Below are 26,591 nucleotides of genomic sequence, written 5' to 3' on the forward strand. Positions count from 1 at the left end.
GATGTACCCGGAGCCGACAGGCGAGGTGCGCATGAGTCTGTCACTGCGCTTCGCCGCCGGATCACACGACGGCATGATCCGAGAGCACAACGAGGACTCCGGTTACGCCGGGCCCCGGCTGCTCGCGGTCGCCGACGGCATGGGCGGCCAGGCCGCCGGCGAGGTCGCCAGTTCCGAGGTGATCTCCACCATCGTCCAGCTCGACGAGGACATCCCCGGCTCGGACATCCTCACCTCCCTCGGCGTCGCCGTGCAGCGCGCCAACGAGCAACTGCGCGTCATGATCGAGGAGGACCCGCAGCTGGAGGGCATGGGCACCACGCTCACCGCCCTGCTGTGGACGGGACAGCGGCTCGGCCTCGTGCACGTCGGCGACTCCCGTGCGTACCTGCTCCGCGACGGACAGCTCACGCAGATCACCCAGGACCACACCTGGGTGCAGAAGCTGGTCGACGAGGGACGGATCACCGAGGAGGAAGCCACCACGCATCCGCAGCGCTCCCTGCTGATGCGTGCGCTGGGCAGCAGCGACCACGTCGAACCCGATCTGTCGATCAGGGAGGTCAGGGCAGGGGACCGCTATCTGATCTGCTCCGACGGTCTGCCCGCCGTCGTCAGCCCGCAGACGATCGAGGAAGCCCTCGCCAGCTACCAGGGCCCGCAGGAGACCGTGCAGGAGCTGATCCAGCTCGCGCTGCGCGGCGGCGGCCCGGACAACATCACCTGCATCGTCGCGGACGTCGTCGACGTCGACGAGAACGACGGCCTCGGCCGCCAGCTCAACGACACCCCTGTGGTCGTCGGCGCGGTCGCGGAGTCCCAGACCCCGCTCGGCGGCGATCTGGGCGGCGCGATGCGGACACCCGCGGCGCGCGCGGCCGAACTCGGCCGCGGCACGGGCCAGTCGGTGCCGGCCCAGGCGCCGGGCGAGGGCTTCGGCCCGCCCGGCAGCGGCAACGCGGCCGGACCGCCTCCCGGCAGCTTCGGCACCTACAGCGACGACGACTTCATCAAGCCCCGCAGCGGCAAGAGATGGCTGAAGCGTTCCGTGTGGACGGCGCTCATCCTGATCATCGTCGGCGGAGGGCTCTACGGCGGCTACCGCTGGACACAGACCCAGTACTACGTCGGCGCGAACGACGACCACATCGCCCTGTACCGCGGAATCAGCCAGGAACTCGTCGGCATCAGCCTCAACGAGGTCTACCAGGACCGCCCCGAGGTCGAACTCAAGTACCTGCCGGGATACCAGCGCAACCAGGTGCGCGAGACCATCGCCGCCAGCAGCGCGGGCGAAGCCCGGGACAAGGCCGACGAGTTGGAGGAGCAGGCGAAGGTCTGCCGCATCATCGCCGAGCAGCGCGTCGAGCCGCCCAAGGACGAGGGCAGCAAGAAGGACGAGCAGAACAAGCCGAACGACACGGACAAGAGCGGGGGCGACACCGGCACGGGCTCCGACCCCTCCGGTGGCGACGCTCAGCAGGCCGGCCACACCGGCGACGACAACACGCACCGCAGCGCCGCTTCCCCGTCACCGAGCCCGAAGCTCACGGAGAAGCAGCAGCAGCTCGCGCAGCAGTGCACCGCGCCGTAGGGGGGCTCCGGCAGCAATGAGCAGCAACATCATGAGCAACACCGGCAGCAACACCACTGTCTCTCCCGGTGGCCTGCCCAGCCGGCGCAACACCGAGCTGGCGATGCTCATCTTCGCTGTGCTCATTCCCGTCTTCGCCTACGCCAACGTCGGCCTGGCCAAGGACGGTTCGCTCCCCGCAGGCATGTTCGGCTACGGACTCGGCCTGTGCCTGCTCGCGGGCGTCGCCCACATCGTCGTACGCCGCTGGGCGCCGTACGCGGACCCGCTGATGCTGCCCATCGCGACGCTGCTCAACGGCATGGGCCTCGTCCTGATCTACCGGCTGGACCTCGAACCGCTGCCCGGCGGCGCCGCCGCTCCGACCCAGCTGATGTGGTCCACGCTCGGCGTCGCGCTCTTCGTCGCCGTGCTGGTCTTCCTCAAGGACCACCGCGTCCTGCAGCGCTACACCTACATCTCGATGGTGACCGCGCTCATCCTGCTGATCCTGCCGGTCTTCTTCCCGGCCCGCTTCGGTGCCCGTATCTGGATCACCATTCCCGGTGTCGGCTCGCTGCAGCCCGGCGAGTTCGCCAAGATCATCATCGCGGTGTTCTTCGCGGGCTACCTCATGGTCAAGCGCGACGCCCTGGCGCTGGCCAGCCGCCGCTTCATGGGCATGTACCTGCCGCGCGGCCGTGACCTGGGCCCGATCCTCGTCATCTGGGCGCTCTCGGTCCTCATTCTGGTCTTCGAGACCGACCTGGGCACCTCGCTGCTCTTCTTCGGTCTCTTCGTGGTGATGCTCTACGTGGCCACGGAACGCACGAGCTGGATCGTCTTCGGCCTGGGCCTGACCATCGTCGGCGCCGTCGCCGTGGCCAGCTTCGAGCCGCACGTGCAGAGCCGTGTCGACGACTGGCTCGACCCCATGAAGGCCTTCGAGAACGGCTCCGAACAGCCCGCCCAGGCCCTGTGGGCCTTCGGTTCGGGCGGCACGCTCGGGTCCGGGCTCGGCCAGGGCTTCTCCCGGCTCATCGGCTTCGCCGCCAAGAGCGACTACATCTTCGCCACCGTCGGCGAAGAGCTGGGCCTGGCCGGGGTCATGGCCATGCTGCTGCTCTACGGCCTCCTCGTGGAGCGGGGTATCCGCACCTCCCTCGCCGCGCGCGACCCCTTCGGCAAGCTGCTCGCGGTCGGGCTCTCCGCGGCCTTCGGCATCCAGGTCTTCGTCGTCGCCGGCGGCGTCATGGGCCTCATCCCGCTGACGGGCATGACGATGCCGTTCCTCGCACAGGGCGGGTCGTCCGTCATCGCCAACTGGGCCCTCGTCGCCATCCTGCTCAAGATCAGCGACACGGCACGGCGCCCGGCGCCCGCCCCCGCACCCTCCCCCGACGCCGAGATGACCCAGGTGGTCCGGACATGAGCGCGGCCGCAGAAGTCGCCGCGACCATGACCGCGGCCGCGCCGGCGGCCTCGGCGCCCTCCGGGGAGTGCCGCCCGCCGATCTCTCCGCCCTGCCCACGATCCCAGCGACCCGCACGAGGTGAAGCACGGTGAACAAGCCCCTGCGCCGGATCGCGATCTTCTGTGGCCTGCTGATCCTGGCCCTCCTGGTACGCGACAACTGGATTCAGCTCGTCCAGGCCGACGAACTCAAGACCGACCCCAAGAACCGCCGGGTCGCCATCGCCCGCTACGCACAGCCGCGCGGCAACATCATCGTCGACGGCAAGGCCATCACCGGCTCCGCCGACACCAAGAGCGGCGACTTCCGGTACAAGCGCACGTACAAGAACGGCCCGATGTGGGCGCCGGTCACGGGCTACGCCTCCCAGGCCTTCGGCGCCAACCAGATCGAGGCCCTCAACGACGGCATACTCACCGGCAACGACGACCGCCTCTTCTTCAACCGCACCATCGACATGCTCACCGGCAAGCAGCAGAAGGGCGGCAACGTCGTCACGACGCTCAACGCCAAGGCGCAGAAGGCCGCCTTCGAGGGCCTGGGCAACAACAAGGGCGCGGTCGCGGCGCTCAACCCGAAGACCGGCGCGATCCTCGCCCTCGCCAGCACGCCCTCCTACGACCCCTCCTCCTTCGCCGGTAACAGCGACTCCGACACCTCCGCGTGGTCGAAGCTGCAGCGTGAGGAGAACGAGGACGAGCCGATGCTCAACAGGGCTCTGCGGCAGACCTATCCGCCCGGTTCCACCTACAAGGTCGTCACCGCGGCGGCGGGACTGGAGAGCGGCGAGTACGACCTGGACGGTGCCACCGACACCCCGGACCCGTACCGGCTGCCGGACTCGAGCACCGACCTCGGCAACGACGGCGACATCCCCTGCAAGAACGCGTCGGTGCACAACGCGCTGCGCTACTCCTGCAACACCGTCTTCGCGAAGATGAGCAACAAGCTCGGCAACGAGAAGATGATCGAGATGTCGGAGAAGTTCGGCTTCAACGACAAGGAGCTGGACACGCCCGTACGGGCCGCGGAGAGCGTCTACCCCGAGGACAACAAGCCGCAGAACGCGATGGCCGGCATCGGCCAGGCCAGCAACCGTGCCACCCCGCTGCAGATGGCGATGGTCGCCTCCGCCGTCGCGAACAACGGCACGCTGATGAAGCCCTACATGGTCGACCAGCTCGTCGCCCCGAACCTCAACGTCGTCGAGCAGCACAAGCCCGACGAGATGAGCGAGCCGGTCTCCCCCGAGAACGCGCAGAAGCTTCAGAAGGCCATGGAGACCGTGGTGGAGAAGGGGACGGGAACCACCGCGCAGATCCCGGGCGTCACAGTCGGGGGCAAGACGGGAACCGCCCAGCACGGCGAGAACAACAGCAAGAATCCCTACGCGTGGTTCATCTCCTACGCGAAGGGTGAGGACGGCTCCGCGCCCGTCGCGGTGGCCGTCGTCATCGAGAGCTCCGACACGCTCCGCGACGACATCGCGGGCAGCAAGCTCGCCGCCCCGGTCGCGAAGCGAGTGATGAACGCCGTTCTCGAAGGCAAGTGATGACGCACACAGTGCCCGCGCAAGCAGCGCCTCCCCCGGTGACGCCGGGGGGACTTCACGTCCGGAACCGGGACGGAGTGACGCCCGTCACTTCAGTCCGGTCCGAAGCGCGAGGGCGGGCGGGTACCGTATCCCGAGCAGCACACCGCCGTGCCGTACACCAGATACGGGCCGGACGAACGGAGAGGGCTGGAGACTATGGAAGAGCCGCGTCGCCTCGGCGGCCGGTACGAGCTGGGCTCCGTGCTCGGCCGCGGTGGCATGGCCGAGGTCCATCTCGCCCATGACACCCGGCTCGGCAGGACGGTCGCGGTAAAGACACTCCGTGTCGACCTGGCTCGTGACCCGTCGTTCCAGGCCCGGTTCCGCCGCGAGGCCCAGTCGGCCGCGTCACTCAACCACCCCGCGATCGTCGCCGTCTACGACACCGGTGAGGACTACGTCGACGGGGTCTCCATCCCGTACATCGTGATGGAGTACGTGGACGGGTCCACACTTCGCGAACTGCTGCATTCCGGACGCAAGCTGCTGCCCGAGCGCGCGATGGAGATGTGCATCGGCATCCTCCAGGCACTGGAGTACTCGCACCGCAACGGCATCGTCCACCGCGACATCAAGCCCGCCAACGTCATGCTGACCCGCAACGGCCAGGTCAAGGTCATGGACTTCGGCATCGCCCGCGCGATGGGCGACTCCGGCATGACGATGACGCAGACCGCCGCCGTCATCGGCACCGCCCAGTACCTCTCCCCAGAGCAGGCCAAGGGCGAACAGGTCGACTCCCGCTCCGACCTGTACTCCACGGGCTGCCTGATCTACGAACTGCTCACGAACCGCCCGCCGTTCGTCGGTGACTCACCGGTGGCGGTCGCCTACCAGCACGTACGGGAAGACCCGCAGTCCACGACCGCCTTCGACCCCGAGATCTCGGCCGACATGGACGCGATCGTGATGAAGGCACTGGTCAAGGACCCGGACTACCGCTACCAGAGCGCCGATGAGATGCGCGCCGACATAGAGGCGTGCCTCGACGGCCAACCGGTCGCGGCGACGGCGGCGCTGGGCTCCGTCGGCTACGGCGGCTATCCGGACGACCAGCCCACCACGGCGCTGCGTCCGCAGGGCGCCCAGACCTCGATGCTGCCGCCCGTACGCGACGACGACGGCGGCTTCTACGACGAGGGCCGAGGCCGGCGGCGGCAGTCCAAGAGCAACCTCTCCACGATCCTGCTCGTCATCGCGGGGATCTTCATCCTCGTCGGTGCCATCTTCATCGGCAAGGTCATCTTCGCCGACGGGCCTTCGGACACCGTCCAGGTTCCGGTGCTGGCGGGTCAGAGCTACGAGGAGGCTCAGGACCTCGCGGGCAACGCAGGGTTCAAGATCACCAAGGGTGAGTCGAAGTACTGCGAGGAGAAGAAGAACACGGTCTGCGACTCCGACCCGGGCAAGGGTGAGGACATCGACCGTGGCGACACCGTCACCGTGAACATGTCCAAGGGGCCGGCTCCGGTGAGCGTCCCGGACGTCGAGGGCGACGCCTACGACGAGGCCAGGGAGGAGCTTGAGACGGCCGGGTTCGAGGTCAGGCGGAACGCTCAGGAGTCCGACCAGGAGCCGAACACCGTGCTGGCGCAGAACCCCGGCGGCGACTCCAAGGCCCAGAAGGGCTCCACCGTCACACTGACCGTGGCCAAGCAGCAGACCATCAGCGTGCCGCCCGTCGTCGGGAAGAGCTTCGAGGAGGCCAAGGCACAGCTGGAGGGTCTCGGCTTCACCGTCGCCAAGGCGGAGCAGGACGACGGCTCGAAGCCCGCCGACACCGTCCTCAAGCAGAGCCCGGAGGCCAACAGCGAGCGGGCGAAGGGCGACCAGGTCACCCTGACCGTCGCCAAGGCGCCCGACGACCAGCCCGCCACCGTCCCGGACGTCACCAACCAACTGGTCAAGGACGCCCGTAAGGCGCTGGAGGACGCTGGCTTCCAGGTCCAGGTCCAGGGCGCGCCGGACGAGAACAACGCGACGGTGGTCACCACCGACCCGCCCGCCAACACCCAGGGCAAGAAGGGCGACACCGTCAGGATCATCGCCGTCCCCGGGAAGCCGGGCGAGAACGGAGGCGGCAACGGAGGCTTCATCGGTGGCCCCGGCGGGGAGCAGGGCCGCCAGCGCGAGGGCTGACGGGGACGCGTGACCGCCGGGCAACGCCCCCCGCCCGTCGCGTCCGGCCAGAAGCAGTGGCCGGAGCTGACGGGCGGGGGGCGCTCCGGTGTTCGGGGTGCTCCGGTACGCGCGGCGCTCCGGTTGTCGGTGGCGTCCGGTTCGGGAGCCGCTCCCCCGCCGCCCCGCGATGTGCCGGCGGCCCGTGCCGAAAGGGCAATCGACGGTCCGGCGGGCCCGAGACGGCGGAGAGAGACCCTACGAGTCCTCGCGCAGCTCCGCCGGCCGGGTCCTCTCCGCGTCGACGTCCTCCGTGCGCTCCAACTCGCCCCACACCACGTACCGGTAGGTGGAGGTCAGGACGGGAGTGCACGTGGTGAGCGTGATGTAGCGCCCCTCCTTCTTCTTCCCCGACTCCTCGGGGACGGGGTCCAGTACGTCGACGTTGTACTTGGACGTGCGGGGGAGGATCTCGAAGACCTTGTAGACGAACCAGGTGTTCTTCGTCTCGAAGACGATCGCGTCGCCCTTCTCGATCTTGTCGATCTTGTGGAACTTCGCCCCGTATCCGTCGCGGTGTGCCGCCAGTGAGAAGTTGCCCGACTGGTCCTGCGGCATGGCCGACTTGACCGGCTTCGTGTAGTAGCCCGCCGCGCCCTTGTTCAGTTCCTCGGGGTCCGTGCCCTTCATCACCAGGGTGTCGCTGCCGGACATCGCCGGTACGTGCAGGAAGCCGATCCCGTCCTTGGTGTCGAGGCTGCCCGGACCGCGGTCCTCCAGCCAGCTCTTGCGCACCTCCTCGCCGGCGCGCTTCGACTCGCGGTCCGCGACGACGTTCGTCCACCACAGCGAGTAGGCGACGAAGAGCCCGAGCACGACGCCCGCTGTGATGAGGAGTTCACCGAAGACGCCGACGACGGCGGAGAACCGGCGGCGGCCCGCCCTGCCCCGGCTGCCGCTTCGGGACCGGGCCCCGGACGTGCGCTGAGCCGGCGGCCGCGATGCCCGCGAATCCGGCTGCTGCGCCTCGTCGTGCTCGATGTCCGCCACCGCGTACCCCCGCTTTCCCCTTGCTGGTCACTACCCGACGAGAGCGTCCGGCTTCCCCTTGCTCCGCGGACGCTCCTCGACCATTTTGCCCCAGACGATCAGGCGGAGCTTCGAGGTGAATTCAGGGGTGCACGTCGTCAACGTGATGTACCGCCCAGGCTTGTTGAACCCCGACTGCGTCGGAACGGGCTCGATCACGTTGGTGTTGGACGGCGACGTGGAGGGCAGCCGGTTGGCCATCTCGTAGGTGTAGAACTTCGTCGCCGTCTCCACGACCATCTTGTCGCCCGCCACCAGCCGGTTGATGTAACGGAACGGCTCACCGTGGGTGTTGCGGTGCCCCGCCAGCGCGAAGTTTCCCCGCTCGTCCCACGGCATCGCCGTCTTGACCGGCTCCTCGTCGTAGTGCCCCACGAGCCCCTTGTCGAGCACCTTCGGCTTGGAGATGCCCTGCGCGATGGGAACCCTGACGTCCAGCTTCGGGATGTACAGCAGTGCGAAACCCTCGCCCGGCGCGAAGCTGTCCGCCCTGCGTTCCGGGTCGAGCGCGTTCTTGCCGTCGCCGCCGTCCCACTGTGCCTGCAGGTCCTTTGCCGCGCCGCCTGCTTCCTGCCCCGCCAGTACGTTCGTCCACCACAGCTGGTACGCGACGAAGAGCAGCATCAGCACACCGGCCGATATGAAGACCTCACCGAGGAAGCGGCTCGCGACGATCGCCGGGCCCTCGCGGCGGGCACGGGCCGCGCGCCTGGCTTCGAGCCGGGTGCCCGCGGGCGCCGGGCGGGGTCCGGTGTCGCGCGCCGCACCGCCCCTGCCGCGGCGCTGGGCCGCGCGGCGCCGGGCGGCCCGCCCGGCGAGTTCGTCCGAGCCGGGGCGGCGCAGACCGACGGTGCTCGTGTTGCGTTCGTCGTCGGTGTCCGGTGTACGCGGGGAGGACGAGCGCTCGCCGGTCCCGGTGCCGGAGTCGGCGACGACGGGCAGGGCCGCCGTCTCGGAGACGCGGGAGTCGCGTCCCTCGCGGTCGGCGGCGCGGCCCGGCCGGGGCGCGCCGCCGGGGCCGGCTCCGTCGGCGGGTCGGGGCCGTGGGCCGGGAGACTGGTGCCCGGGAGACTGGTGCCCGGGAGACTGGTGGCCCGGCCCCTGAGGCCCAGGTGCCTGGTGACCCGGCCCCTGAGGCCCAGGTGCCTGGTGACCCGGCGCCTGGTGACCCGGCGCCTGTGGGAGGGGCGCGCGGCGACCGGACACCGGCTCGCCCGCCCCGCCGTGCCACTCCTGCTGCCGGGGCGGCGGAGTGCTGCCGGCCGGCGCACCACCGTACGGGCTCTGAACCGTCTGCCCGAGCGGCCGGGGAACGGGAGCCGCGCGACCGCCCTGCTCGGGTCGCGGCGCGTGCGTGGCCGGGGGAGTCACAGGGCCGGGCGGCGACGTGGCCCCCGGCTCGCGGTGCGGGCGGAACCAGGGCGAGCCCTGTTGCTCCGGCGCCGGGTACCCGCCCGCCGGGTGTCCCGGACTGTGCTGCTGCTGGCCGCCGTAGCCCTGCGGCTGGTGTCCCTCCCGGTCCTGCCCGCGCGGGCCCGGCTGACCCGGTCGCCCAGCCGCGGGGTAGCCGTCGGCCGAGTGCCCCGCCCGCTCCGCCGTGTGCGGCGTGCCCTGCCCCGGAAGCGGGTCGCTCAGCGGATCGGCGAGCGCGTCCACCGCCGCCTGGAAAGCCTGGGGCCGGGCATAGGGATCGTCCTCATGCCCGGGGGCGGCGCTCTGGCCGTACGGCCGGCCGTAGGGGTCGCTGCCGTACTCGTCGCCGTCCTGTTCACGGTACGGCTGCCCGTACGGACTCCCGCGTTCCGGGGGCATCCCCGTCACCTGCCCCCCGCCCCCGCGGTCCCGGCCGCGGGAACCCGGACACCGGAGAGTCCCGCGGACCGCTCGACGGCGCCGCTGTCGCCGCACTCGGCCAGCCAGTTGGCGAGCATGAGATGGCCCCACTCGGTCAGCACGGACTCGGGGTGGAACTGGACACCCTCGACGGGCAGTTCGCGGTGCCGAAGCCCCATCACGAGCCCGTTCCGCGTTCTCGCGGTCACCCGCAGCGCGCGGGGTACGGAAGCCCCGTCGACGCCCAGCGAGTGGTAGCGCGTAGCGGTGAAGGGCGAGGGCAGGCCCGCGAAGACCCCTTCCCCCTCGTGCGTCACCGCGGAGGTCTTCCCGTGCAGCAGCTCCGGCGCCCTTCCCACGACCCCGCCGTAGGCCACTGCCATCGACTGCATCCCCAGGCATACCCCGAAGACCGGCACGCCGCCGGTGGCGCAGTGCCGCACCATGTCCACGCACACGCCTGCCTTCTCGGGGGTGCCGGGCCCCGGTGAGAGCAGTACGCCGTCGAAGCCCTCCTCGGCGTGGCGCAGTTCGGTCTCGTCGTTGCGCACGACCTCGCACTCGGCGCCCAACTGGTACAGGTACTGCACGAGGTTGAAGACGAAGCTGTCGTAGTTGTCGACGACCAGGATGCGTGCGCCCATCAGCCCGCCCCGCCGTCGACGGTCACGTCGTTGAACGGCAGCAGCGGCTCCGCCCACGGGAAGACGTACTGGAAGAGCAGGAAAACGACCGCGAGCGCGAGCAGAAGCGCGCAGAAGGCCCGCACCCATGTGTTGCCTGGCAGGTGCCGCCAGATCCAGCCGTACATCTCCGCGTGCCGTCCTTTCCCTGCCGGTTTCCCGCCGCCTCCGGCATTGCGCGTGCGCCCACCAGAGTACGGGGCGGCGGCATGGCGCGGTGCGTCACTCCGGGAAGTGCGGACCGGGCCGCACACGCGTTCACCCGGTGGGTTCGGCGTACTGCAGATCGACTGTCCCGGAGAAGCCGGGCAGCGTCAGTGACTTGCTGTCGTCGACCTTCCAGCCGAGATCGTAGGCGTCCACGTACTGGAGGTAGTTCTTGATCGCCGGTGAGTCGTCCAGCGCCTTCTTCAGCGCCTCCTGGTCGCCCACGGCGGTCACCTTGTACGGCGGGGAGTAGACGCGTCCCTGAAGGATCAGGGTGTTGCCGACGCAGCGCACGGCGCTCGTGGAGATCAGCCGCTGGTCCATGATCTTGATACCCTCGGCGCCCCCCTTCCACAGCGCGTTGACCACGGCCTGCAGATCCTGCTGGTGGATGACGAGGTCGTTGGGCTGCGGCTCGGGCACTCCGGGCACCTGTGCGGTGGCGTCGGGGGGCGCGTCGTCGAGGGTGACGGTGAGGCCCGTGCCGGAGACCTTCCTGGTGCCGGCGTCCCTCTCCAGCCCCGTCAGCTTCCGGTTCTCCTCGGCGCCCGCGCCGCTGTCCCGGCGGGCGAGGCGGTCGACCTGGCTGCGCACGGCGGCGGACGAGGCGTCGAGTTCGGCGTTCTTCCGGTTCCGCTCCTGGATGAGGTCGGACAGCCGCAGCATCGAGGAGTCGGTACGCAGATCGGTACCATGTGCGGTGTTGAAACTGATCCAGAAGATGAGACCGGCGAGGGCGAACACCCCCAAAGTGGCCAGCCGGGCAGGCCGGATGCGCAATCTGGTCACTGTACCCTCGTCTCCCTCCACCGCGGGGAACCACTACGCTAACGGACCACCACAGCGCACACTCCCCTCGGTCATGTTCGGGGGGACCCTTGCAGCGGTCACGAAGCGCGACAACAGGGAGACTCTCGTGCCGAAGTCACGCATCCGCAAAAAGGAGACCTTCACTCCGCCTCCGGAGAAGAAGGCGACCGAGATCAACCTCGGGGCCACCGGAGGCCGGTGGGTGGCACCGCTCATGCTCGCGATGTTCCTCATCGGTCTGGCGTGGATCGTGGTGTTCTACGTGACCGAGAGCAAGCTGCCCGTCGAGGCGTTCGGCAACTGGAACATCGTCGTCGGCTTCGGATTCATCGCAGCCGGCTTCGTGGTCTCCACTCAGTGGAAGTAGGGGCTTCGCCCCCTTTCCGAGCAGCGGCGTCCACCCGGCGCGCAGAGTTATCCACAGGCCGGTCCACAGGGCTGGAAAACTTCACAAGATCTGTGGATAACTCTGCGCGGGTTGACGCTCCGGATCCCCGCCCCGAGCGTCACCACTGCGTGTTCACCCCACCTGTGCAGGGAAAACGCATCCTTGAGCGAATCTGGACAGCCGTTCTCCACGCCATGCACAAGATCCCACACCCGCTGTGGACAACAGGTCGGAATTCCCCGGTCAGAGCGGGTGGAGCGGCGGGTGGCCCCCTGCGCCGGCGCCGTCCCGGGCCCTCATAGGGCCAGTTGCAGCGTACGTACGACGCACGCCGCGACGATCAGCAGCGCCATCGCCGTACAGGCGCCCCACTGCACCAGAGCCCGCCGGTTGCGCGGCGCGTGCACGAGCGCGTACGCGATCAGCGCGCCGACGACCAGACCCCCCGTGTGCGCCTCCCACGAGATCCCCTGCCAGGTGAAGGTGAAGACGAGGTTGATGCCGAGCAGGATGAGGATCGGCCGCATGTCGTAGTTCAGGCGCCGCATCAGGACCGCGGTCGCACCGAACAGACCGAAGATCGCACCGGAGGCACCGAGCGACGCCTGGCCCGGCGAGGAGACGAGGTAGGTCAGGGCGCTGCCGCCGAGTCCGGAGAGAACATAGAGCGCGGAGTACCGCAGCCGGCCGAGTGCCGCCTCCAGCGGCCCACCGAGGAACCACAGGCCGGCCATGTTCACCGCGATGTGCCAGACCTCCTGGTGCAGGAACATCGACGTCACCAGGCGGTACCACTGCCCCTGGGCGACGCCCTCGACCGGCCCGTACGGCACCGCGACGGCCTGCCCGAACAGCAGAAGCTCGTTGACCAGCCGGTGCCCGCCCACCAGCACGGCGACGAAGACGGCGACGTTCATCCCCAGCAGGATCTTGGTGATCAGCCGCGGGTCGGAGGCGACGGTTCCGCCCGCGAGCGTCCGCGGCCGGCTCGCCCCCGGCGAGTGTCCAGTGCCGGACCCCTCTTTGACGCACTCGGGGCACTGGAAGCCGACGGACGCGGGAATCATGCACTCGGGGCATATGGGACGCTCGCAGCGGACGCAGCCCACACCGGTCTCCCGGTCCGGGTGCCGGTAGCAGTGCGTCACCCGCGGCTCCGCCTGATGCTGGTTCTCCATGACCGTCCCCTCCGCGCCTCGACCGCGTGCGGAAGTGTTCCGCCCCGTCTGTCCTACGGTCAGGCGGGGCGGAACAGTTCCCGGCGCGGGCCTCAGCGACGGTCGATCTGGACCGATTCGATGACGACGTCCTGCACCGGACGGTCGGTGCGCGGGTTGGTCTGGAGGCCGGCGATGGTGTCGACGACCTTCTGGCCGGCCGCGTCCGTGACCTCACCGAAGATGGTGTGCTTGCCGGTCAGCCACGCGGTCGCGCCGACGGTGATGAAGAACTGCGAACCGTTCGTCCCCGGGCCCGCGTTGGCCATGGCCAGCAGGTACGGCTTGGTGAAGGCGAGGTCGGGGTGGATCTCGTCCCCGAACTCGTACCCCGGGCCGCCGGTGCCGTTGCCCAGCGGGTCCCCGCCCTGGATCATGAAACCGCTGATGACCCGGTGGAAGACAGTGCCGTCGTAGAGCTTCTCGTTCGTCTTCTTGCCGGTCTCCGGATGTGTCCATTCACGCGAGCCCTCGGCGAGCTCGACGAAGTTCTTGACCGTCTTCGGCGCGTGGTTCGGGAAGAGCTGTACCTCGATGTCGCCGTGATTGGTCTTCAGGGTGGCGTAGAGCTGCTCGGCCACGATCTACCTTCCATCTGTCCGTACTGACCCGCCCGATCCTCCCACGGACGTGGACTGACCGGAGTACGCCCCGATGACCCGGATGACGGCGGGAACGCGCTTGAGTGGACTCAGCCAGGCATGATCTTTGAAACGGGTGGAAAACGACACTGTGTCTATGGGAGGAATCCACGAGCCCGTGACACGCCACCGAGGAGGAGGAACCCGTGACCCGCATCGAGAGCGTGCGCGCCGCGACCGGGAACACCAAGGAAAGCGTGCGGCACGCAGCGGAGGTCGTGGCACCCTACGCGGGGACAGCCAGGGACACCGCAGTGCACTACGCGCACGAGGCGGGCGCGCGGCTGGGGCCCAAGGTCTCGCACGCCGCGCAGCAGGCCCGTACCTCGGCGCGTGACGGGTACGACGACGTCGTCGTACCCCGCATCGCCCAGGCCCGCAAGAAGCTGCCGCCCGAGCTGGACAAGGCTGCCACCAAGGCCGCCAAGCGCACCCGCAAGGCAGCGCGCAAGGCGACCGACTACGCCGCACCGCGGATCGAGAACGCCGTCGCCGAGGCCGTCACCGCCTCGGGTCCGGTGCGCGAGGAGGCATCGGCACGCAGTGCCGCGGCCCTGGCCGCACTTCGCGGTCAGGTGTCGGCCAAGGAGATCGAGCAGCTCGTGCGCCGGCGCGACCGCCGTGCCCGCAGGGGCCGTCTGGCCAGGCGTCTCGGCGTGCTCGGACTGCTGGCGGGAGGCGCGTACGCCGCCTGGCGCTGGTGGGACAAGCAGGCCAACCCGGACTGGCTCGTCGAGCCGCCGGAGGCCACCGAGGTCGGCGACCGCGCGTCGCTGTCGTCGGTGGGCGACGAGGCGTCCGAGCGCCGGGCCGGGAACGGACAGCTCGACCCGGAGGTCGAGGCGAAGGCCAAGGAGGCCAAGGAGGCCGAGGCGAAGGCCAAGTCGAAGAAGCGCGGCCAGTAGGCGGCGCTCGCAGCACACCGGGCGGGTGCGCGTTGCCTCCGCGGCCGGTGTGCTCGCAGACGTCCCGGGTACGCGCGAACGGCCGCGATGTGGGCCGGCAGACCAGCGTCTGCCGGCCCACATGTGTACCCGGGCGGCTGCGCACCGGGCGGGCAGGCCCGCGCGGAGATTTCCCGGCGGAGATTTCCCCGGGACGGCAATCCGCCGGGCGGTCCGCTGCGAATGCCGTACAGGCCACGAATAGGTGTGACCGGACGAGTGACGCGTGAGCAAGGGAAGTTGACCGGAGGGGACAGCCGGTCACACGGCGAAGTTGACGAGGACGAAGACGAGAACGAAGAAGGGAAGGTGGGACGGACCATGCGAGTCGGTCTGCTGCGCACGGTGGGAGCCGCCACGGCGCTCTACGGTCTCGCGGTCACCGCGCGGCCCGCTCTGCTGGCGCGTCCGTCGGGTCTGGTGGACGCGAACGGCCGCACGGCGGAGCACACGCGTACATCGCTGCGGCCCCTTGCCTGGCGCGATCTGGTCAGCGGCCTCGCCCAGCTCACCGCCCCCGACGGTGCCGCACTGAGGACGGCGACGCTGGTGCGCATCGGTGCGGACCTCGGTGACGCGCTGCTGCTCGGCCGCACCCTCCCCGACCCGGCGCGGCGGCACAAAGCCGTCGCCGTCTCGGTCGGTTGGGGCGCGCTGTCCCTCGCGGGGCTGCTCGCGGGCGGACGGAGCCGCAGCGGGGAGGCCGGGTGAGCGCGACTCCTTCTGACGAGGACCGCGGTCTGCGCTCCCGTGGCGGCCGGTACGGCACCCGTGCGTCCGGACAGCTCGCGGTGCGGCGGAGAGGCAGGCACAGCGCCCCGGCTCCCTCCCGGCGAGCCGGATGAACGCCGCACACGAGAAGACCACCGCCCACGCCACGGACGACGAGTCCGCACGCACCCCCCTGCGCTGCCTGGTGACCGGGGCGTCCGGCTACATCGGCGGCAGGCTCGTGCCCGAACTGCTGGACGCGGGACACTCCGTGCGCTGCCTCGCCCGCACGCCCGCCAAGCTGCGCGACCATCCCTGGGCCGGCCGGGCAGAGGTCGTACAGGGCGATGTGACTGACGTGGAGTCGCTGCGGGCTGCGCTGCGTGGAATCGATGTGGCCTACTACCTGGTCCATGCCATGACTTCCGCCCGTGGATTCGAGGACACCGACCGGCGTGCGGCGCGCGTCTTCGCGGAGCAGGCGCGCGGGGCGGGCGTCGGCCGAATCGTCTACCTGGGCGGGCTGACCCCCGCGGGCGTACCCGAGAGCGAGCTCTCCTCCCATCTGCGCTCGCGCTCCGAAGTGGGCCGGATCCTGCTGGACTCCGGCGTGCCCACGGCGGTGCTGCGCGCGGCGGTGATCATCGGTTCGGGCTCGGCGTCCTTCGAGATGCTGCGCCACCTGACCGAGCGGCTGCCCGCGATGATCACACCGAGCTGGGTACGCACCCGGGTCCAGCCCGTCGCCGTGCGGGACGTGCTGCGCCAACTGGTGGGCTGCGCGCGGCTGCCCCGGGAGGTCAGCCGGACCTTCGACGTGGGCGGTCCGGACGTCGTGACGTACCGCGAGATGATGCGGCGCTACGCGGCTGTCGCCGGACTGCCCCGGCGGCTGATCATTCCGGTGCCGGTGCTCACCCCGCGGCTGTCCAGTCTGTGGGTCGGCCTGGTCACGCCCGTGCCGCAGTCCGTCGCGCGGCCGCTGGCGGAGTCGCTGCGCCACGAGGTGGTCTGCCAGGAGCACGACATCAAGCGGTACGTGCCGGACCCGCCGGAGGGACCGGTGACCTTCGAGAGTGCGCTGAAGCTGGCCCTCCAGCGGGTCAAGGAGGCCGACGTGACGACCCGCTGGTCGTCCGCGTCGGTCCCCGGAGCGCCCAGCGATCCGCTGCCCACCGACCCGGACTGGTCGGGCGGAAGCCTCCACCTGGACCGGCGCGAACAGGTCGTGCACGCGCCGCCCGAGGCGCTGTGGCGGGTCATCGAGGGCATCGGAGGGGAGAGGGGCTGGTACTCCTCTCCTGCGGCCTGGGCCGTACGGGGATGGCTGGACCGGCTCGTCGGCGGTGTGGGACTGCGCCGTGGACGGCGGGACGCGGAGCGGCTTCGCGTCGGCGACTCCCTCGACTTCTGGCGGGTGGAGGAGATCGAGCCCGGCAGGCTGCTGCGGCTGCGCGCCGAGATGCGCCTCCCCGGCCTGGCCTGGTTGGAGTTGACGGTCGAACGTGACGCGTCGGGCCGCACCGTGTACGGGCAGCGAGCCCTCTTCCATCCGCGCGGGCTGACGGGTGAGGCGTACTGGTGGAGTGTGGCGCCCTTCCACTCGGCAGTCTTCGGCGGAATGGCGCGCAACATCGCCTCGGCCGCCGAGAGCGCGGCCGCCGCGGACAGCACGGGTGCCGCCGACAGCACGGCCGCCGCGGACAGCACGGGTACCGGCACAGGCACCGGCTCGGAAGGCGGACGCCGGTGAGTCGGGCCGGGCTCCGAGGGGGTCCGCGCGCACCCGCTCGTACACCGCTGAGGACGAGAGCCCGGGGGCCGGGCGGCACGGCCTGCCCACCGGCCCTGCCCGCCGGCGCCGCGCGGGGCCGCGGCCCGCCCTCGCGGCTGCCGCGCCTTCTCCCGCACCACTCAGCCGTCTCGACGTCCCGACGAGGAAGCGATGCCGTCCCTACAGCGCACCACCCGGTGGATCACGCCGGTCGTCCTGCTCATCGTCTGGCTCCTGCTGGGCGGCCTGCTCGGCCCCTACGCCGGGAAGCTCGGTGAGGTCGCCAGCAACGACCAGGCGTCGTTCCTCCCCCAGAGCGCCGAGTCCACCCGGGTCGTCGACGCGCAGAAGGCGTTCCGCCAGGACGAGACCCTCCCGGCGATCGTCGTCTGGACGGCCGAGGAGGGGAAGATCGGTGACCAGCAGCGCACCGCCGCGACCCGCGCCCTCGCCTCGCTCAACGGCAGCCCCGGTGTCGAGGGCAGGGCATCGCCTGCGGTCCCCAGCGAGGACGGCCGTGCCCTGCAGGGCGTGGTGCAGGTACGCGCGAACCTGGGCGACGCGCTCCCCGACGTCGTCGAACGCATCCGCAGCGGCACGGACGGCGTCGAGGGCACAAAGGCCGAACTGGGCGGTCCCGCCGCGTCCCAGGCCGACCTCTCGGAGGCCTTCTCCGGGATCGACAGCCTTCTGCTCATCGTCGCCCTGGTCGTCGTCCTGCTGATCCTGCTGCTGGTGTACCGCAGCGTGCTGCTGCCGTTCATCATCATCCTCGGCTCCGTCTTCGCACTGTCCCTGGCCTGCGCCGTGGTCTACGCGCTGGCCGAGGACGGTGTGGTGAGTGTCGACGGGCAGGTGCAGGGCATCCTGTCGATCCTCGTCATCGGGGCGGCGACCGACTACGCACTGCTGCTCTCGGCGCGGTTCCGCGAGGAGCTGGCGACGCGCAGCGACCGTCTGGCGGCGATGCGGTGGGCGCTGCGCCGCTCGTTCGGTGCGATCACGGCCAGTGCCGCGACTGTGGCGCTGGGGCTGCTCGCCCTGCTGCTGAGCGATCTGACGAACAACCGCGCGCTGGGACCCGTCGGTGCCATAGGCATCATCTGCTCCGTCCTCAGCGTCCTCACCTTCCTGCCCGCGGCGCTCGTGCTCGCGGGACGTGCTGCGTACTGGCCCGCGCGGCCCAAGCGGACGACACAGCCCGCGGAGACGGCCGGGACCGCCGCCTCCTCCGCCTCCGCGGACGCGGCCGGTGGGACGGGCGCTCCGGGTGCGTCGAACGCGTCGGGCAGGACGGGCACGTCGGGCGCGTCGGCCGGGCTGTGGGAGAAGATCGCCGACCGCGTGGACCGCCGGCCGCGCCGGATCTGGGTGGGCACCCTGCTGCTGCTCGTCGCGTGCGCCGCCTTCTCACCGATGCTGAAGTCCCAGGGAGTCCCGCTCAGCGAGATCTTCGTCAAGGACGTGCCGTCCGTCGCGGCGCAGCGCGCGCTCAGCGAGCACTTCCCCGGTGGCTCCGGGAACCCCGCCGTGATCATCGCCGACGCCGACCGGACCCGCGAGGTCACCGGGGCGGCGGCCCATACGGACGGCGTCGCCCGGGCCGCGCCGGTGACGGAGTCCGGGCGCCCGGGGCAGGGGGAACCGCTCGTGGTGGACGGAAAGGTCCGCATCGACGCGACACTCACCGGGAGCGCCGACAGCGACGAGGCCAAGCAGGCGGTGGAGCGGCTGCGTTCGTCGGTGGGCGCCGTACCGGGAGGAGACGCCCTGGTCGGCGGGTACACCGCGCAGCAGGCCGACATCCAGACCACCGCGGAGCGCGACAGGTCGCTCATCGTGCCCGTGGTGCTGCTGATCATCCTGGTGATTCTCGCGGCGCTGCTGCGTGCGCTGGTGATCCCGGTGCTGCTGGTGGCCACCGTGGCGCTCAACTTCGTCGCCACGCTGGGAGTGGCGGCTCTCGTCTTCAAGTACGTGTTCGGGTTCGAGGGCACGGACGCCTCCGTGCCGCTGTACGGCTTCGTCTTCCTGGTGGCTCTCGGAGTGGACTACAACATCTTCCTGCTGACCCGGGTACGCGAGGAGGCCCTGCGACTGGGTACGCGAGAGGGCATCCGACGGGGACTGACCGCGACGGGCGGAGTGATCACCTCCGCGGGAGTGGTGCTGGCGGCGACGTTCGCCGCGCTGGGAGTCATCCCGCTGGCCTTCCTCGTCCAGATCGCCTTCATCGTCGCCTTCGGCGTGCTGCTGGACACCCTGGTGGTGCGCTCGCTGCTGGTGCCCGCGCTCGCCCGCGACATCGGTCCCGCCGTCTGGTGGCCGGGGGCGTTGCGCCGCAGCTGAGGACGGGGCGCGTGGTGAGCTTCTCCCGGACCGGACCCGGGGCCGGCCCCGTGCCGGACCCGGGAGAAGCTCAGCGCCCCGAGCCGAGGGAGGAAGCCCGGATGACGGTCGCCGTCGCGCTGTTCACCGCCGATCTGCGCCTGCACGACAATCCCGTACTGCGCGCGGCGCTCGCCTCGGCGGACGAGGTCGTACCGCTGTTCGTCCTCGACTCCGGGGTGCGGGCCGCGGGCTTCGACGTACCCAACCGGCGTGCCTTCCTGGCCGACTGCCTCACCGACCTCGACGCGGGGCTGCGGGAGCGCGGCGGGCGGCTCGTCGTCCGCGAGGGCGGCGTCGCCGGGGAGACGAGGGCGGTGGCGTCGGCGTGCGGTGCGGACGAGGTGCATGTGGCGGGCGGCGTCAGCGGGTACGCGCAGCGCCGCGAGGAGACGCTGCGGCGTGGCCTGGAGGCGGACGGACGGCGGCTGTCCGTCCACGACGCCGTGGTCACCGCGCTGCCGCCGGGCGCCGTGACGCCCCAGGGCCGCGACCACTTCGCCGTCTTCACCCCCTACTGGCGGCAGTGGGCGGCCGCGGGAACGCGCGCGGCAGTGGGCGCTCCCCGTTCCGTAAGGGTTCCCGAGGGGGTCTCCGGGCGGGCGCTGCCCGTACGGTCGGAGGTGAAGGGAGTCTCGCCCGGACTCGCCGCCGGGGGCGAACGCGAGGGCCGCGCACGCTTCAGGTCCTGGTGCGGCAAGCCGGTGAAGGCGTACGCGGAGCGGCACGACGACCTGGCCGGGGACGCCACCTCCCGGCTCTCTCCGCATCTGCACTTCGGCACGCTCTCGCCCGTCGAACTCGTCCACCGCACGCGGCGGATCGACGGCGAGGGCCCGGACGCGTTCGTACGCCAGCTCGCCTGGCGCGACTTCCACCACCAGGTGCTCGCCGCCCGCCCGCAGGCGTCGTGGGAGGAGTACCGCACCCGTGGAGACCGGTGGCGGCACGACGAGGAGGAGACCGAGGCATGGCGCGAGGGCCGTACCGGCTATCCCGTCGTCGACGCGGCCATGCGGCAGCTGCAGTACGAGGGCTGGATGCACAACAGGGCACGCCTGCTCGCGGCGAGCTTCCTCACCAAGACGCTGTACGTGGACTGGAGAGCCGGCGCACGGCACTTCCTCGACCTGCTCGTCGACGGTGACGTGGCGAACAACCAGCTCAACTGGCAGTGGGTGGCGGGCACCGGCAACGACACCCGCCCCAACCGCGTGCTCAACCCGCTCACCCAGGCCCGGCGCTTCGACCCGGACGGCACCTACGTACGGCGCTGGGTGCCCGAACTCGCCGGGCTGCCGGGCGCGTCCGTGCACCAGCCGTGGAAGCTGCCGGCCACGGAGCGAGCCCGGCTGGACTACCCGGAACCACTGATCGGTCTCGGGGACGGACTGGACCGCTTCCTGCGCGCACGGGGCCTGGAGAGGCGCGGGACGGGCTGATCGCGTGCCCGGCCCCCGGCAGCACCCCGGGTGTGCCGGGCCGGGCCGCCGCCCGGCCGCGCGTGCATCACTTCGCGCCGGTGAAGGCAGCCCGCGCGACGCCCCGGCCGCAGCTGTGACGGGACGCACACCCCCCGGCCCCTTCCACGGGCCTCCGCCGGGGCAACGGGCGTACGGCGTCAGGGCGATGACCGGCGCCGGGTGGCACGCGCCGGGCGCATCCGGCGCGCCCCGTACGCCACGACGGCCCCAACGGCCATCCGCGGCCCCGTGGTCGGCCGCTGAGCGGCGCCCCGCCGCACCGGACCCGTGGCGGAGAGGTGCACGCGTCGGGCCGCCGGCCCCCCGCACCCGGGACGTGCCGCGACGTGCCGCGGCGCCGGTGCCCGTCCCGCGCGGGCCACAGCATGCGAAGAGGGCCTCCGAGCGTGCTTTGCGCACGTCGGAGGCCCTCGGAGGAGTGGAGCCTAGGGGAGTCGAACCCCTGACATCTGCCATGCAAAGACAGCGCTCTACCAACTGAGCTAAGGCCCCGCTGCGCACCAGGGTACCGGCTCCCCGGAGCGAATTCCGACCGGGTATCGCCCCTCGTCGGCCCGCGTCCGTAGGATGCACGACAAGTTCGCGTCAGCGAAGCGCCAGGGGAGTCCAGGGGAGACGTGATGGACGCAGCACAGCAGGAATCCACCGCGAAAGCGCGTGAGCTGCAGAGTCAGTGGTACGGGGAGCCGCTGGGGACACTCTTTCGCCGCCTGATCGACGACCTGGGACTGAACCAGGCCCGGCTCGCCACTGTGCTCGGTCTCTCCGCGCCCATGCTGTCGCAGCTGATGAGCGGCCAGCGCGCGAAGATCGGCAACCCGGCCGTCGTCCAGCGGGTGCAGGCCCTGCAGGAGCTGGCCGCCGAGGTCGCACGGGGGGAGGTCAGCGCAGCCGACGCCACGCAGCGGATGGAGGAGATCCGCCGCACGGCCGGTGGCAGCGTCCTCAACAGCGCGGCGCAGACGGCCTCTTCCGGGAGCGCATCGCAGACACCCGTGAAGCGGGTCGTGCGGGAGATCCAGTCGCTGCTGCGCTCCGTCTCGGACGCCGCCGACATCCTGGACGCCTCCTCCTCCCTCGCCTCCACGCACCCGGAGCTGGCAGAGTTCCTCCGGGTGTACGGCGCGGGCCGCACCGCGGACGCCGTCAAGCACTACGAGTCGCATCAGAGCTGATCCGGGACGGCCGCCCCGCCCGGACCCCGCACGGCCTCCACGGAGCGCACCATGGGGCCGGACCCGTCCCGGCACGGACGCAGCGGGACACGGACACCTCAGAGCACCGGACACCGCAGAGCCACCGCAGGGCATCAGGGAAAGGCCAGGGCACAGCGTCATGGGTGAGGTCTTCGCCGGCCGGTACGAGTTGGCCGACCCGATCGGGCGCGGAGGGGTCGGCGCGGTGTGGCGCGCCTGGGACCGCCGCCGCAAGCGGTACGTCGCGGCCAAGGTGCTCCAACAGAGCGACGCTCATTCGCTGCTGCGATTCGTCCGCGAACAGGCCCTGCGCATCGACCATCCGCACGTCCTGGCACCCGCGAGCTGGGCCGCCGACGACGACAAGGTCCTCTTCACCATGGACCTCGTCAGCGGCGGCTCGCTGGCCCATCTCATCGGTGACTACGGGCCGCTGCCGCCGGCCTTCGTGTGCACGCTGCTCGACCAGCTGCTCGCGGGGCTGACCGCGGTGCACGCGGAGGACGTCGTGCACCGTGACATCAAGCCCGCCAACATCCTCCTGGAGGCCACCGGCAGGGGCCGGCCCCACCTTCGCCTCTCCGACTTCGGCATCTCCATGCGCAAGGGCGAGCCGCGGCTGACCGAGACCGACTACGTCGTCGGTACGCCGGGCTACTTCGCCCCGGAGCAGATGACGGGCGCGGAACCGGACTTCACGGCGGACCTGTTCGCGGTGGGTCTGGTGGCGCTGTATCTGCTGACGGGGGTCAAGCCCGACTCCATGGAGATCCTCGCCCGCTACGAGCACGGAGTGCCGCCCGCCCCCGAACGAGTGCCGGAACCGCTCTGGCAGGTACTGGGCCAGCTTCTCCAGCCCGACCCGCAGCACCGCTTCCGCACGGCGACCGGCGCCCGCAAAGCACTCGCGAGCGCGGCGGAGATGCTGGCGACGGACGCGACGGCCGAGCAGGAGACCGTCGAGGTCTTCGACCATGTCGGGCCACTGCCCGAAGGCTTCGGGCCGAACGGTCCGTCCGCCCCGGCCGGCAGCGCGGGCGCGGCAGCAGCCGCCCGTACGTCCGCCGCCGGGCCTTCGGACACCGGAAGTTTCCATCTGCAGCCCCCGCAGGGCTCGTTCGGCGCGCCCCAGCAGCCCGGCACGCCCCCGACACCGACTCCCGTGCCGGCGCCCGCCCATTCACCCGCCCATTCGCAGTCCCCCGTGCAGGCGCAGGCGCACGGCTACGCACCGGCGCAGCCGGCTCAACCGCCCGTCGCACAGGCGCGTTACGGACCGGGGCCGGGCGGCCGGACGGACGGGCAGGCGGGCCCGCGCAAACCGGGACCGCCCCCGAAGGTGGCGATCCCGGTGCTGGTCGTCGCGGTGATCTGTCTGGCTGTCGGCATATGGGCGCTGAGTGCCGCGTGACATCCGCGTGAGTCTCTTCCTGCCGCCGCCCGGGGGCACTCGAGCGGCTCCGAGGCGCCGACGCCCGGCCTCTAACGCCAGCTCTGCGGCGGCCCCTGACCGTAGCCCTGGGTCTGGGTCTGGGTCTGGCCCTGCCCCTGAGCCTGGTTCTGCCCCTGTCCCTGCTGGTACCCCTGCTGCTGCGGCCACAGTGGCACGGTCCCCGACTGCTGCGGCCCGGGCATCCCCGCCCCGTTCCCGTCGCCTCCCGGCGCCCCGGCCGCCGCGCGGCGGCGCGCGACGAGCGTCCACAGCGCAAGCGCGAGGATCAGCGCAACTCCCGCACCGATGCCCGCCCAGGCGACGAGCACGAGGTTGTCGCTGTGCTCCGCTTCAGCCGCCGTCTGGCCCTTCTCCGCCTGCTCCTTGTCCTCCGCGCTGACCCCGAACCCCGCCGCCGCGGCGTCACCCGCGTACTCGGGCCCCGGCGCGGCCGCGCCCTCGACGTCGATGCGCAGCGTGAGCGGCGCGCCGGACTTGAAGTACTTGGCCGCCTTCGGCGACACCGTCACCGCGAGGTAGTGCCAGCCGGCGACGGCCGCGTCCTCTCCGTCGTCGGCGAACCGGTTGCCGTAGTCCACCACCGGTGTGTACGCGACGGCCTGGGCCGACTGGTCGGGGCGGTACTGGACGAACTGATCGTCGTCGAACTGACCGCGCGCCGGGTTGTACGCGGTCAGCCCCAGCCCGTTGAAGATCGTCTCCGGGTACTCGCCGGGCGACTTGGCGCTGCCCAGCTCCACCGCGGCCATCAGCCGCTGACCCCATTCGACCGGCACCCTGTAGAAGCGCGTCGCACCCGGCTCGATGCGGTCCTTCCACACGCCGCGCGAGAGGGCACCGGCGTCGTTGAACCCGCTCCCGCCGTGTGCGTCCTTCTTCGCACTGCCGGTGACGGGCGCCGGCGGCTCGTCCTCCGCGCCGTTGTCGGCGGGCTCGGAAGGCAGCGAACCCTTCAGGCCGGGCTCCGACATGAAGCGGATCTCCAGCGGCCAGCGGGACGGGTCGGACGTCGCCGACCCCTCCCGCTCGACGGAGAAGAGATAGGGGCCGGCCTGCTGGCACTCGTCGTCCGCGCCGATGATGCGCGTGGCGTGGTCCGCGATGGGATACGCGGTGCCGCCGGAGCCGAAGTCCGGCCGGGTGCCGCCGTCGCAGGCGCTTCCGCCGACCGTCTCCAGGGAGATCTTCAGCCCTTCCCCCACGCTCTGCACCTTGGAGCCCGGCTCGGGCGCGGCCACGGCGGAGAGGAAGGCGCTGGACTTCCCGTCGAGGCTGACGCTGTAGAACTTCTTCTCGCCCCTGGCGATGGAGTCGGTGTAGATGCCGGGTTCGATGTCGGGCCCGTCGCCGCTGCTGGCGGCTCCCTTGATCTCCTGGGCGTCCTCGGCCGTCCGGTACGCCGGCACGTCCCCGGCCTCGCCTGACGCGGCCCTGCCGCTCACGCTGCCCTCCACGGCCTGCCCGGGCACCGCCGCGACCAGGCACAGCGCGCCCGTCGCGGCGACCACTGCCGTGGCTGCCCGCCTTCTCATGCGCCGTATCACCACACGCCACCCCTCATCGCATCCGCTCCGCCGTCCGGGCCGTCTCCGCTCCCGCCGCCACGCCGCGCACGTACGAACCACAGCGCGAGGCCCGCGATCAGCAGGAGGCCCACACCGCCGGCGACCGCGGCCACCAGGGGGCCGCTCCATCCTGCACTGTCGCCCGCGGCGCTGTCCGCCCGGCCTTGTCCGGCGTCCCGCGCCTTGCCGCCGGCCTGGAAGCCGATCTCGTCGATCCGCAGGCCGATGCCGGGCTCGGCCAACTCCCCGGCGACCTCGAACGGTTCGGGTTCCGAGCAGTTGTCCTCACCGTCCGGGACGAGCAGGATCGTGAGCTGCCCGACCACCCCCTCGGGCAGCTCCGGAAGGTCCTCGGCATCAGTCCCGTCGGGTGACCGTCGGGCAGGCTGTCGACGACGGTGCCGACGGCCTTGCGGGCGGATGCGATGCGCGTACTGCCGGAGCCGTCCTCGTCGGCCATCGACCCGGACGACTCCAGGACCATCACCATCGAGCTGTTGTCTTCTGCAACGGGACCGGGGCCGGCCGACGCGGGTGAATCCGAGACGAGGACGCACAGCGCCCCATCACGGCCACTGCCGCCGTTCCCCCGATACGCTTCCGACCGGGCTTCCCGGCCGGGCCTCTGATCCTGCTCCGCAAACGTCCCACGCCCGCCCGCCCCCTCGCACGTGACTGTGCCCGGCGCCTTTGCGTGAAACTCTATTGCTTTGCTCTAGCACACTACAAGCGCTTTGCCGTCACGGAACAGCAACAGCGCGCGTGCCCGGACAGACAAGCGCGAAAGCCGCTTCACGGCCGGAACGCGGAGCGGCCCCAAGAACGACAAGGCCCCGGCCGCCCGACGGCCAGGGCCTCGCTACGCAAACTTTTCGGTTTCACACACTCGAACCCGCAGGTACGGAGTCGGTCGCCTCCGTCCACAGATCCTGCTCGGCGCGGTCCGCCTGGATCTGGCGGTACACGAGGAGCCCGCCGATGGCGGCCAGTGCGACCAGGAGAAGCTTCTTCACCGCGCTACCTCGTCCTTCTGAGAGACGTTGGGACCATCTTGGCGCCCGATGATACCCAACCGGCGCTCCGCGCCAGGAGGTCCGCCCTCCCGCGTGACGATCTTTCTCACCAGCGCATACCGGAGCGCGCACCGGCGACCGCACACCGCCGGTACGCCCCGCCTCCCACTACTCCCACACGTCGGCCCTGCCGCCCCGCCATTCGATCAGCCGGGGATCATCCAGGCGCACCTGATCCGGGTCGAGCCCCGCACGGCGCAGTATCACCACGAGATCGGCGATGCCACGGGCGAAGCCGAGCTCGTCACCATCGGGTCTGTCGGCGGTGATGCGGCGCCCGCCGTCCGGGGCAGGCGGATGCACGACGATCGACGCAGTCATACGGACAGCTTGCGCCGTCACCGTCCCTCCCGCATCCCGGGCGAAGGCAACTCAC

23 protein-coding genes and 1 tRNA gene are annotated in these 26,591 nt (G+C 71.1%); 12 read left to right on the forward strand and 12 right to left on the reverse strand.

The window, feature by feature from the left end:
* The first annotated feature begins 31 nt into the window (after positions 1–31).
* From H343_RS0106235 to pknB, 4 genes are all read left to right on the forward strand, one after another.
* A complete protein-coding gene (locus tag H343_RS0106235; RefSeq protein ID WP_051264767.1) occupies positions 32–1,594 on the forward strand; it encodes a Stp1/IreP family PP2C-type Ser/Thr phosphatase in 1,563 nt (520 codons plus the stop codon).
* Between the two features lie 16 nt (positions 1,595–1,610).
* The gene (locus H343_RS0106240; protein ID WP_028430445.1) at positions 1,611–3,005 is read left to right on the forward strand and encodes an FtsW/RodA/SpoVE family cell cycle protein; all 1,395 of its coding nucleotides are present in this window, start codon (positions 1,611–1,613) and stop codon (positions 3,003–3,005) included.
* A gap of 130 nt (positions 3,006–3,135) precedes the next feature.
* Positions 3,136–4,599, forward strand: a complete 1,464-nt coding sequence (locus tag H343_RS0106245) for a peptidoglycan D,D-transpeptidase FtsI family protein (RefSeq protein WP_028430446.1) — start codon at positions 3,136–3,138, stop codon at positions 4,597–4,599.
* Between the two features lie 198 nt (positions 4,600–4,797).
* A complete protein-coding gene (gene pknB, locus H343_RS0106250) occupies positions 4,798–6,780 on the forward strand; it encodes a Stk1 family PASTA domain-containing Ser/Thr kinase (RefSeq protein WP_028430447.1) in 1,983 nt (660 codons plus the stop codon).
* A gap of 237 nt (positions 6,781–7,017) precedes the next feature.
* On the opposite strand, the gene H343_RS0106255 is transcribed toward pknB, so the two are convergent.
* From H343_RS0106255 to H343_RS0106275, 5 genes are all read right to left on the reverse strand, one after another.
* A complete protein-coding gene (locus H343_RS0106255) occupies positions 7,018–7,809 on the reverse strand; it encodes a class E sortase (protein ID WP_028430448.1) in 792 nt (263 codons plus the stop codon).
* 30 nt (positions 7,810–7,839) lie between these two features.
* A complete protein-coding gene (locus tag H343_RS29140) occupies positions 7,840–9,660 on the reverse strand; it encodes a class E sortase (protein ID WP_051264640.1) in 1,821 nt (606 codons plus the stop codon).
* A gap of 5 nt (positions 9,661–9,665) precedes the next feature.
* Positions 9,666–10,325 (reverse strand): aminodeoxychorismate/anthranilate synthase component II, encoded by a 660-nt coding sequence (locus tag H343_RS29145; protein ID WP_051264641.1) that lies wholly within the window; start codon positions 10,323–10,325, stop codon positions 9,666–9,668.
* Positions 10,325–10,492: a hypothetical protein gene (locus H343_RS35490; RefSeq protein ID WP_028430449.1), complete on the reverse strand. Its 168-nt coding sequence runs from the start codon at positions 10,490–10,492 to the stop codon at positions 10,325–10,327. The genes H343_RS29145 and H343_RS35490 overlap by 1 nt, the downstream gene beginning before the upstream one ends.
* Positions 10,493–10,622: 130 nt before the next feature.
* Positions 10,623–11,381, reverse strand: a complete 759-nt coding sequence (locus tag H343_RS0106275) for a DUF881 domain-containing protein (protein ID WP_037902674.1) — start codon at positions 11,379–11,381, stop codon at positions 10,623–10,625.
* A 106-nt stretch (positions 11,382–11,487) separates the two neighbouring features.
* Between H343_RS0106275 and crgA the strand changes: the two genes are divergently transcribed.
* Positions 11,488–11,748, forward strand: coding sequence for a cell division protein CrgA (gene crgA / locus H343_RS0106280; protein WP_028430451.1), 261 nt, complete (start codon positions 11,488–11,490; stop codon positions 11,746–11,748).
* Between the two features lie 317 nt (positions 11,749–12,065).
* Here crgA and H343_RS29150 read toward each other — a convergent pair whose 3' ends face one another.
* Together H343_RS29150 and H343_RS0106290 are read right to left on the reverse strand one after the other, a co-directional pair.
* Positions 12,066–12,947, reverse strand: a complete 882-nt coding sequence (locus H343_RS29150) for a rhomboid family protein (protein ID WP_037902677.1) — start codon at positions 12,945–12,947, stop codon at positions 12,066–12,068.
* Between the two features lie 92 nt (positions 12,948–13,039).
* Positions 13,040–13,567, reverse strand: coding sequence for a peptidylprolyl isomerase (locus H343_RS0106290; RefSeq protein WP_028430452.1), 528 nt, complete (start codon positions 13,565–13,567; stop codon positions 13,040–13,042).
* 206 nt (positions 13,568–13,773) lie between these two features.
* On the opposite strand from H343_RS0106290, the gene H343_RS0106295 reads away from it, so the two are divergent.
* The 5 genes from H343_RS0106295 to H343_RS0106315 all read left to right on the forward strand — a co-directional run bounded on the left by H343_RS0106295 (position 13,774) and on the right by H343_RS0106315 (position 20,886).
* Positions 13,774–14,532 carry a DUF5324 family protein gene (locus tag H343_RS0106295; protein WP_028430453.1) on the forward strand — a complete coding sequence of 253 codons (759 nt, stop codon included), beginning with the start codon at positions 13,774–13,776 and terminating at the stop codon, positions 14,530–14,532.
* Between the two features lie 360 nt (positions 14,533–14,892).
* Positions 14,893–15,282 (forward strand): hypothetical protein, encoded by a 390-nt coding sequence (locus tag H343_RS0106300; RefSeq protein ID WP_028430454.1) that lies wholly within the window; start codon positions 14,893–14,895, stop codon positions 15,280–15,282.
* A gap of 130 nt (positions 15,283–15,412) precedes the next feature.
* A complete protein-coding gene (locus H343_RS29155; RefSeq protein ID WP_078505078.1) occupies positions 15,413–17,035 on the forward strand; it encodes an SDR family oxidoreductase in 1,623 nt (540 codons plus the stop codon).
* A gap of 192 nt (positions 17,036–17,227) precedes the next feature.
* Entirely contained in the window at positions 17,228–19,405 is a 2,178-nt protein-coding gene (locus H343_RS0106310; protein WP_028430455.1) for an MMPL family transporter, read from the forward strand.
* A gap of 101 nt (positions 19,406–19,506) precedes the next feature.
* Positions 19,507–20,886, forward strand: coding sequence for a cryptochrome/photolyase family protein (locus H343_RS0106315; protein WP_028430456.1), 1,380 nt, complete (start codon positions 19,507–19,509; stop codon positions 20,884–20,886).
* Positions 20,887–21,347: 461 nt separating this feature from the next.
* Here the strand turns inward: H343_RS0106315 and H343_RS0106320 are convergent.
* Positions 21,348–21,420 (reverse strand) — tRNA-Ala (locus H343_RS0106320).
* 128 nt (positions 21,421–21,548) lie between these two features.
* Between H343_RS0106320 and H343_RS0106325 the strand changes: the two genes are divergently transcribed.
* Both H343_RS0106325 and H343_RS0106330 read left to right on the forward strand, forming a co-directional pair.
* Positions 21,549–22,103 carry a DNA-binding protein gene (locus H343_RS0106325; protein WP_028430457.1) on the forward strand — a complete coding sequence of 185 codons (555 nt, stop codon included), beginning with the start codon at positions 21,549–21,551 and terminating at the stop codon, positions 22,101–22,103.
* Between the two features lie 160 nt (positions 22,104–22,263).
* A complete protein-coding gene (locus H343_RS0106330; RefSeq protein WP_028430458.1) occupies positions 22,264–23,535 on the forward strand; it encodes a serine/threonine-protein kinase in 1,272 nt (423 codons plus the stop codon).
* 71 nt (positions 23,536–23,606) lie between these two features.
* On the opposite strand, the gene H343_RS29160 is transcribed toward H343_RS0106330, so the two are convergent.
* The 4 genes from H343_RS29160 to H343_RS0106350 all read right to left on the reverse strand — a co-directional run bounded on the left by H343_RS29160 (position 23,607) and on the right by H343_RS0106350 (position 26,536).
* The gene (locus tag H343_RS29160) at positions 23,607–25,109 is read right to left on the reverse strand and encodes a hypothetical protein (RefSeq protein ID WP_158679515.1); all 1,503 of its coding nucleotides are present in this window, start codon (positions 25,107–25,109) and stop codon (positions 23,607–23,609) included.
* An 8-nt stretch (positions 25,110–25,117) separates the two neighbouring features.
* Positions 25,118–25,468: a hypothetical protein gene (locus H343_RS35810; RefSeq protein WP_028430459.1), complete on the reverse strand. Its 351-nt coding sequence runs from the start codon at positions 25,466–25,468 to the stop codon at positions 25,118–25,120.
* 552 nt (positions 25,469–26,020) lie between these two features.
* On the reverse strand, positions 26,021–26,155 hold the full coding sequence (locus H343_RS33925) for a DLW-39 family protein (RefSeq protein WP_209446510.1): 135 nt from the start codon (positions 26,153–26,155) through the stop codon (positions 26,021–26,023).
* Between the two features lie 168 nt (positions 26,156–26,323).
* Positions 26,324–26,536 (reverse strand): hypothetical protein, encoded by a 213-nt coding sequence (locus tag H343_RS0106350; RefSeq protein ID WP_028430460.1) that lies wholly within the window; start codon positions 26,534–26,536, stop codon positions 26,324–26,326.
* Between the last annotated feature and the right edge of the window lie 55 nt (positions 26,537–26,591).

It is taken from the genome of Streptomyces sp. TAA204, assembly GCF_000424965.1.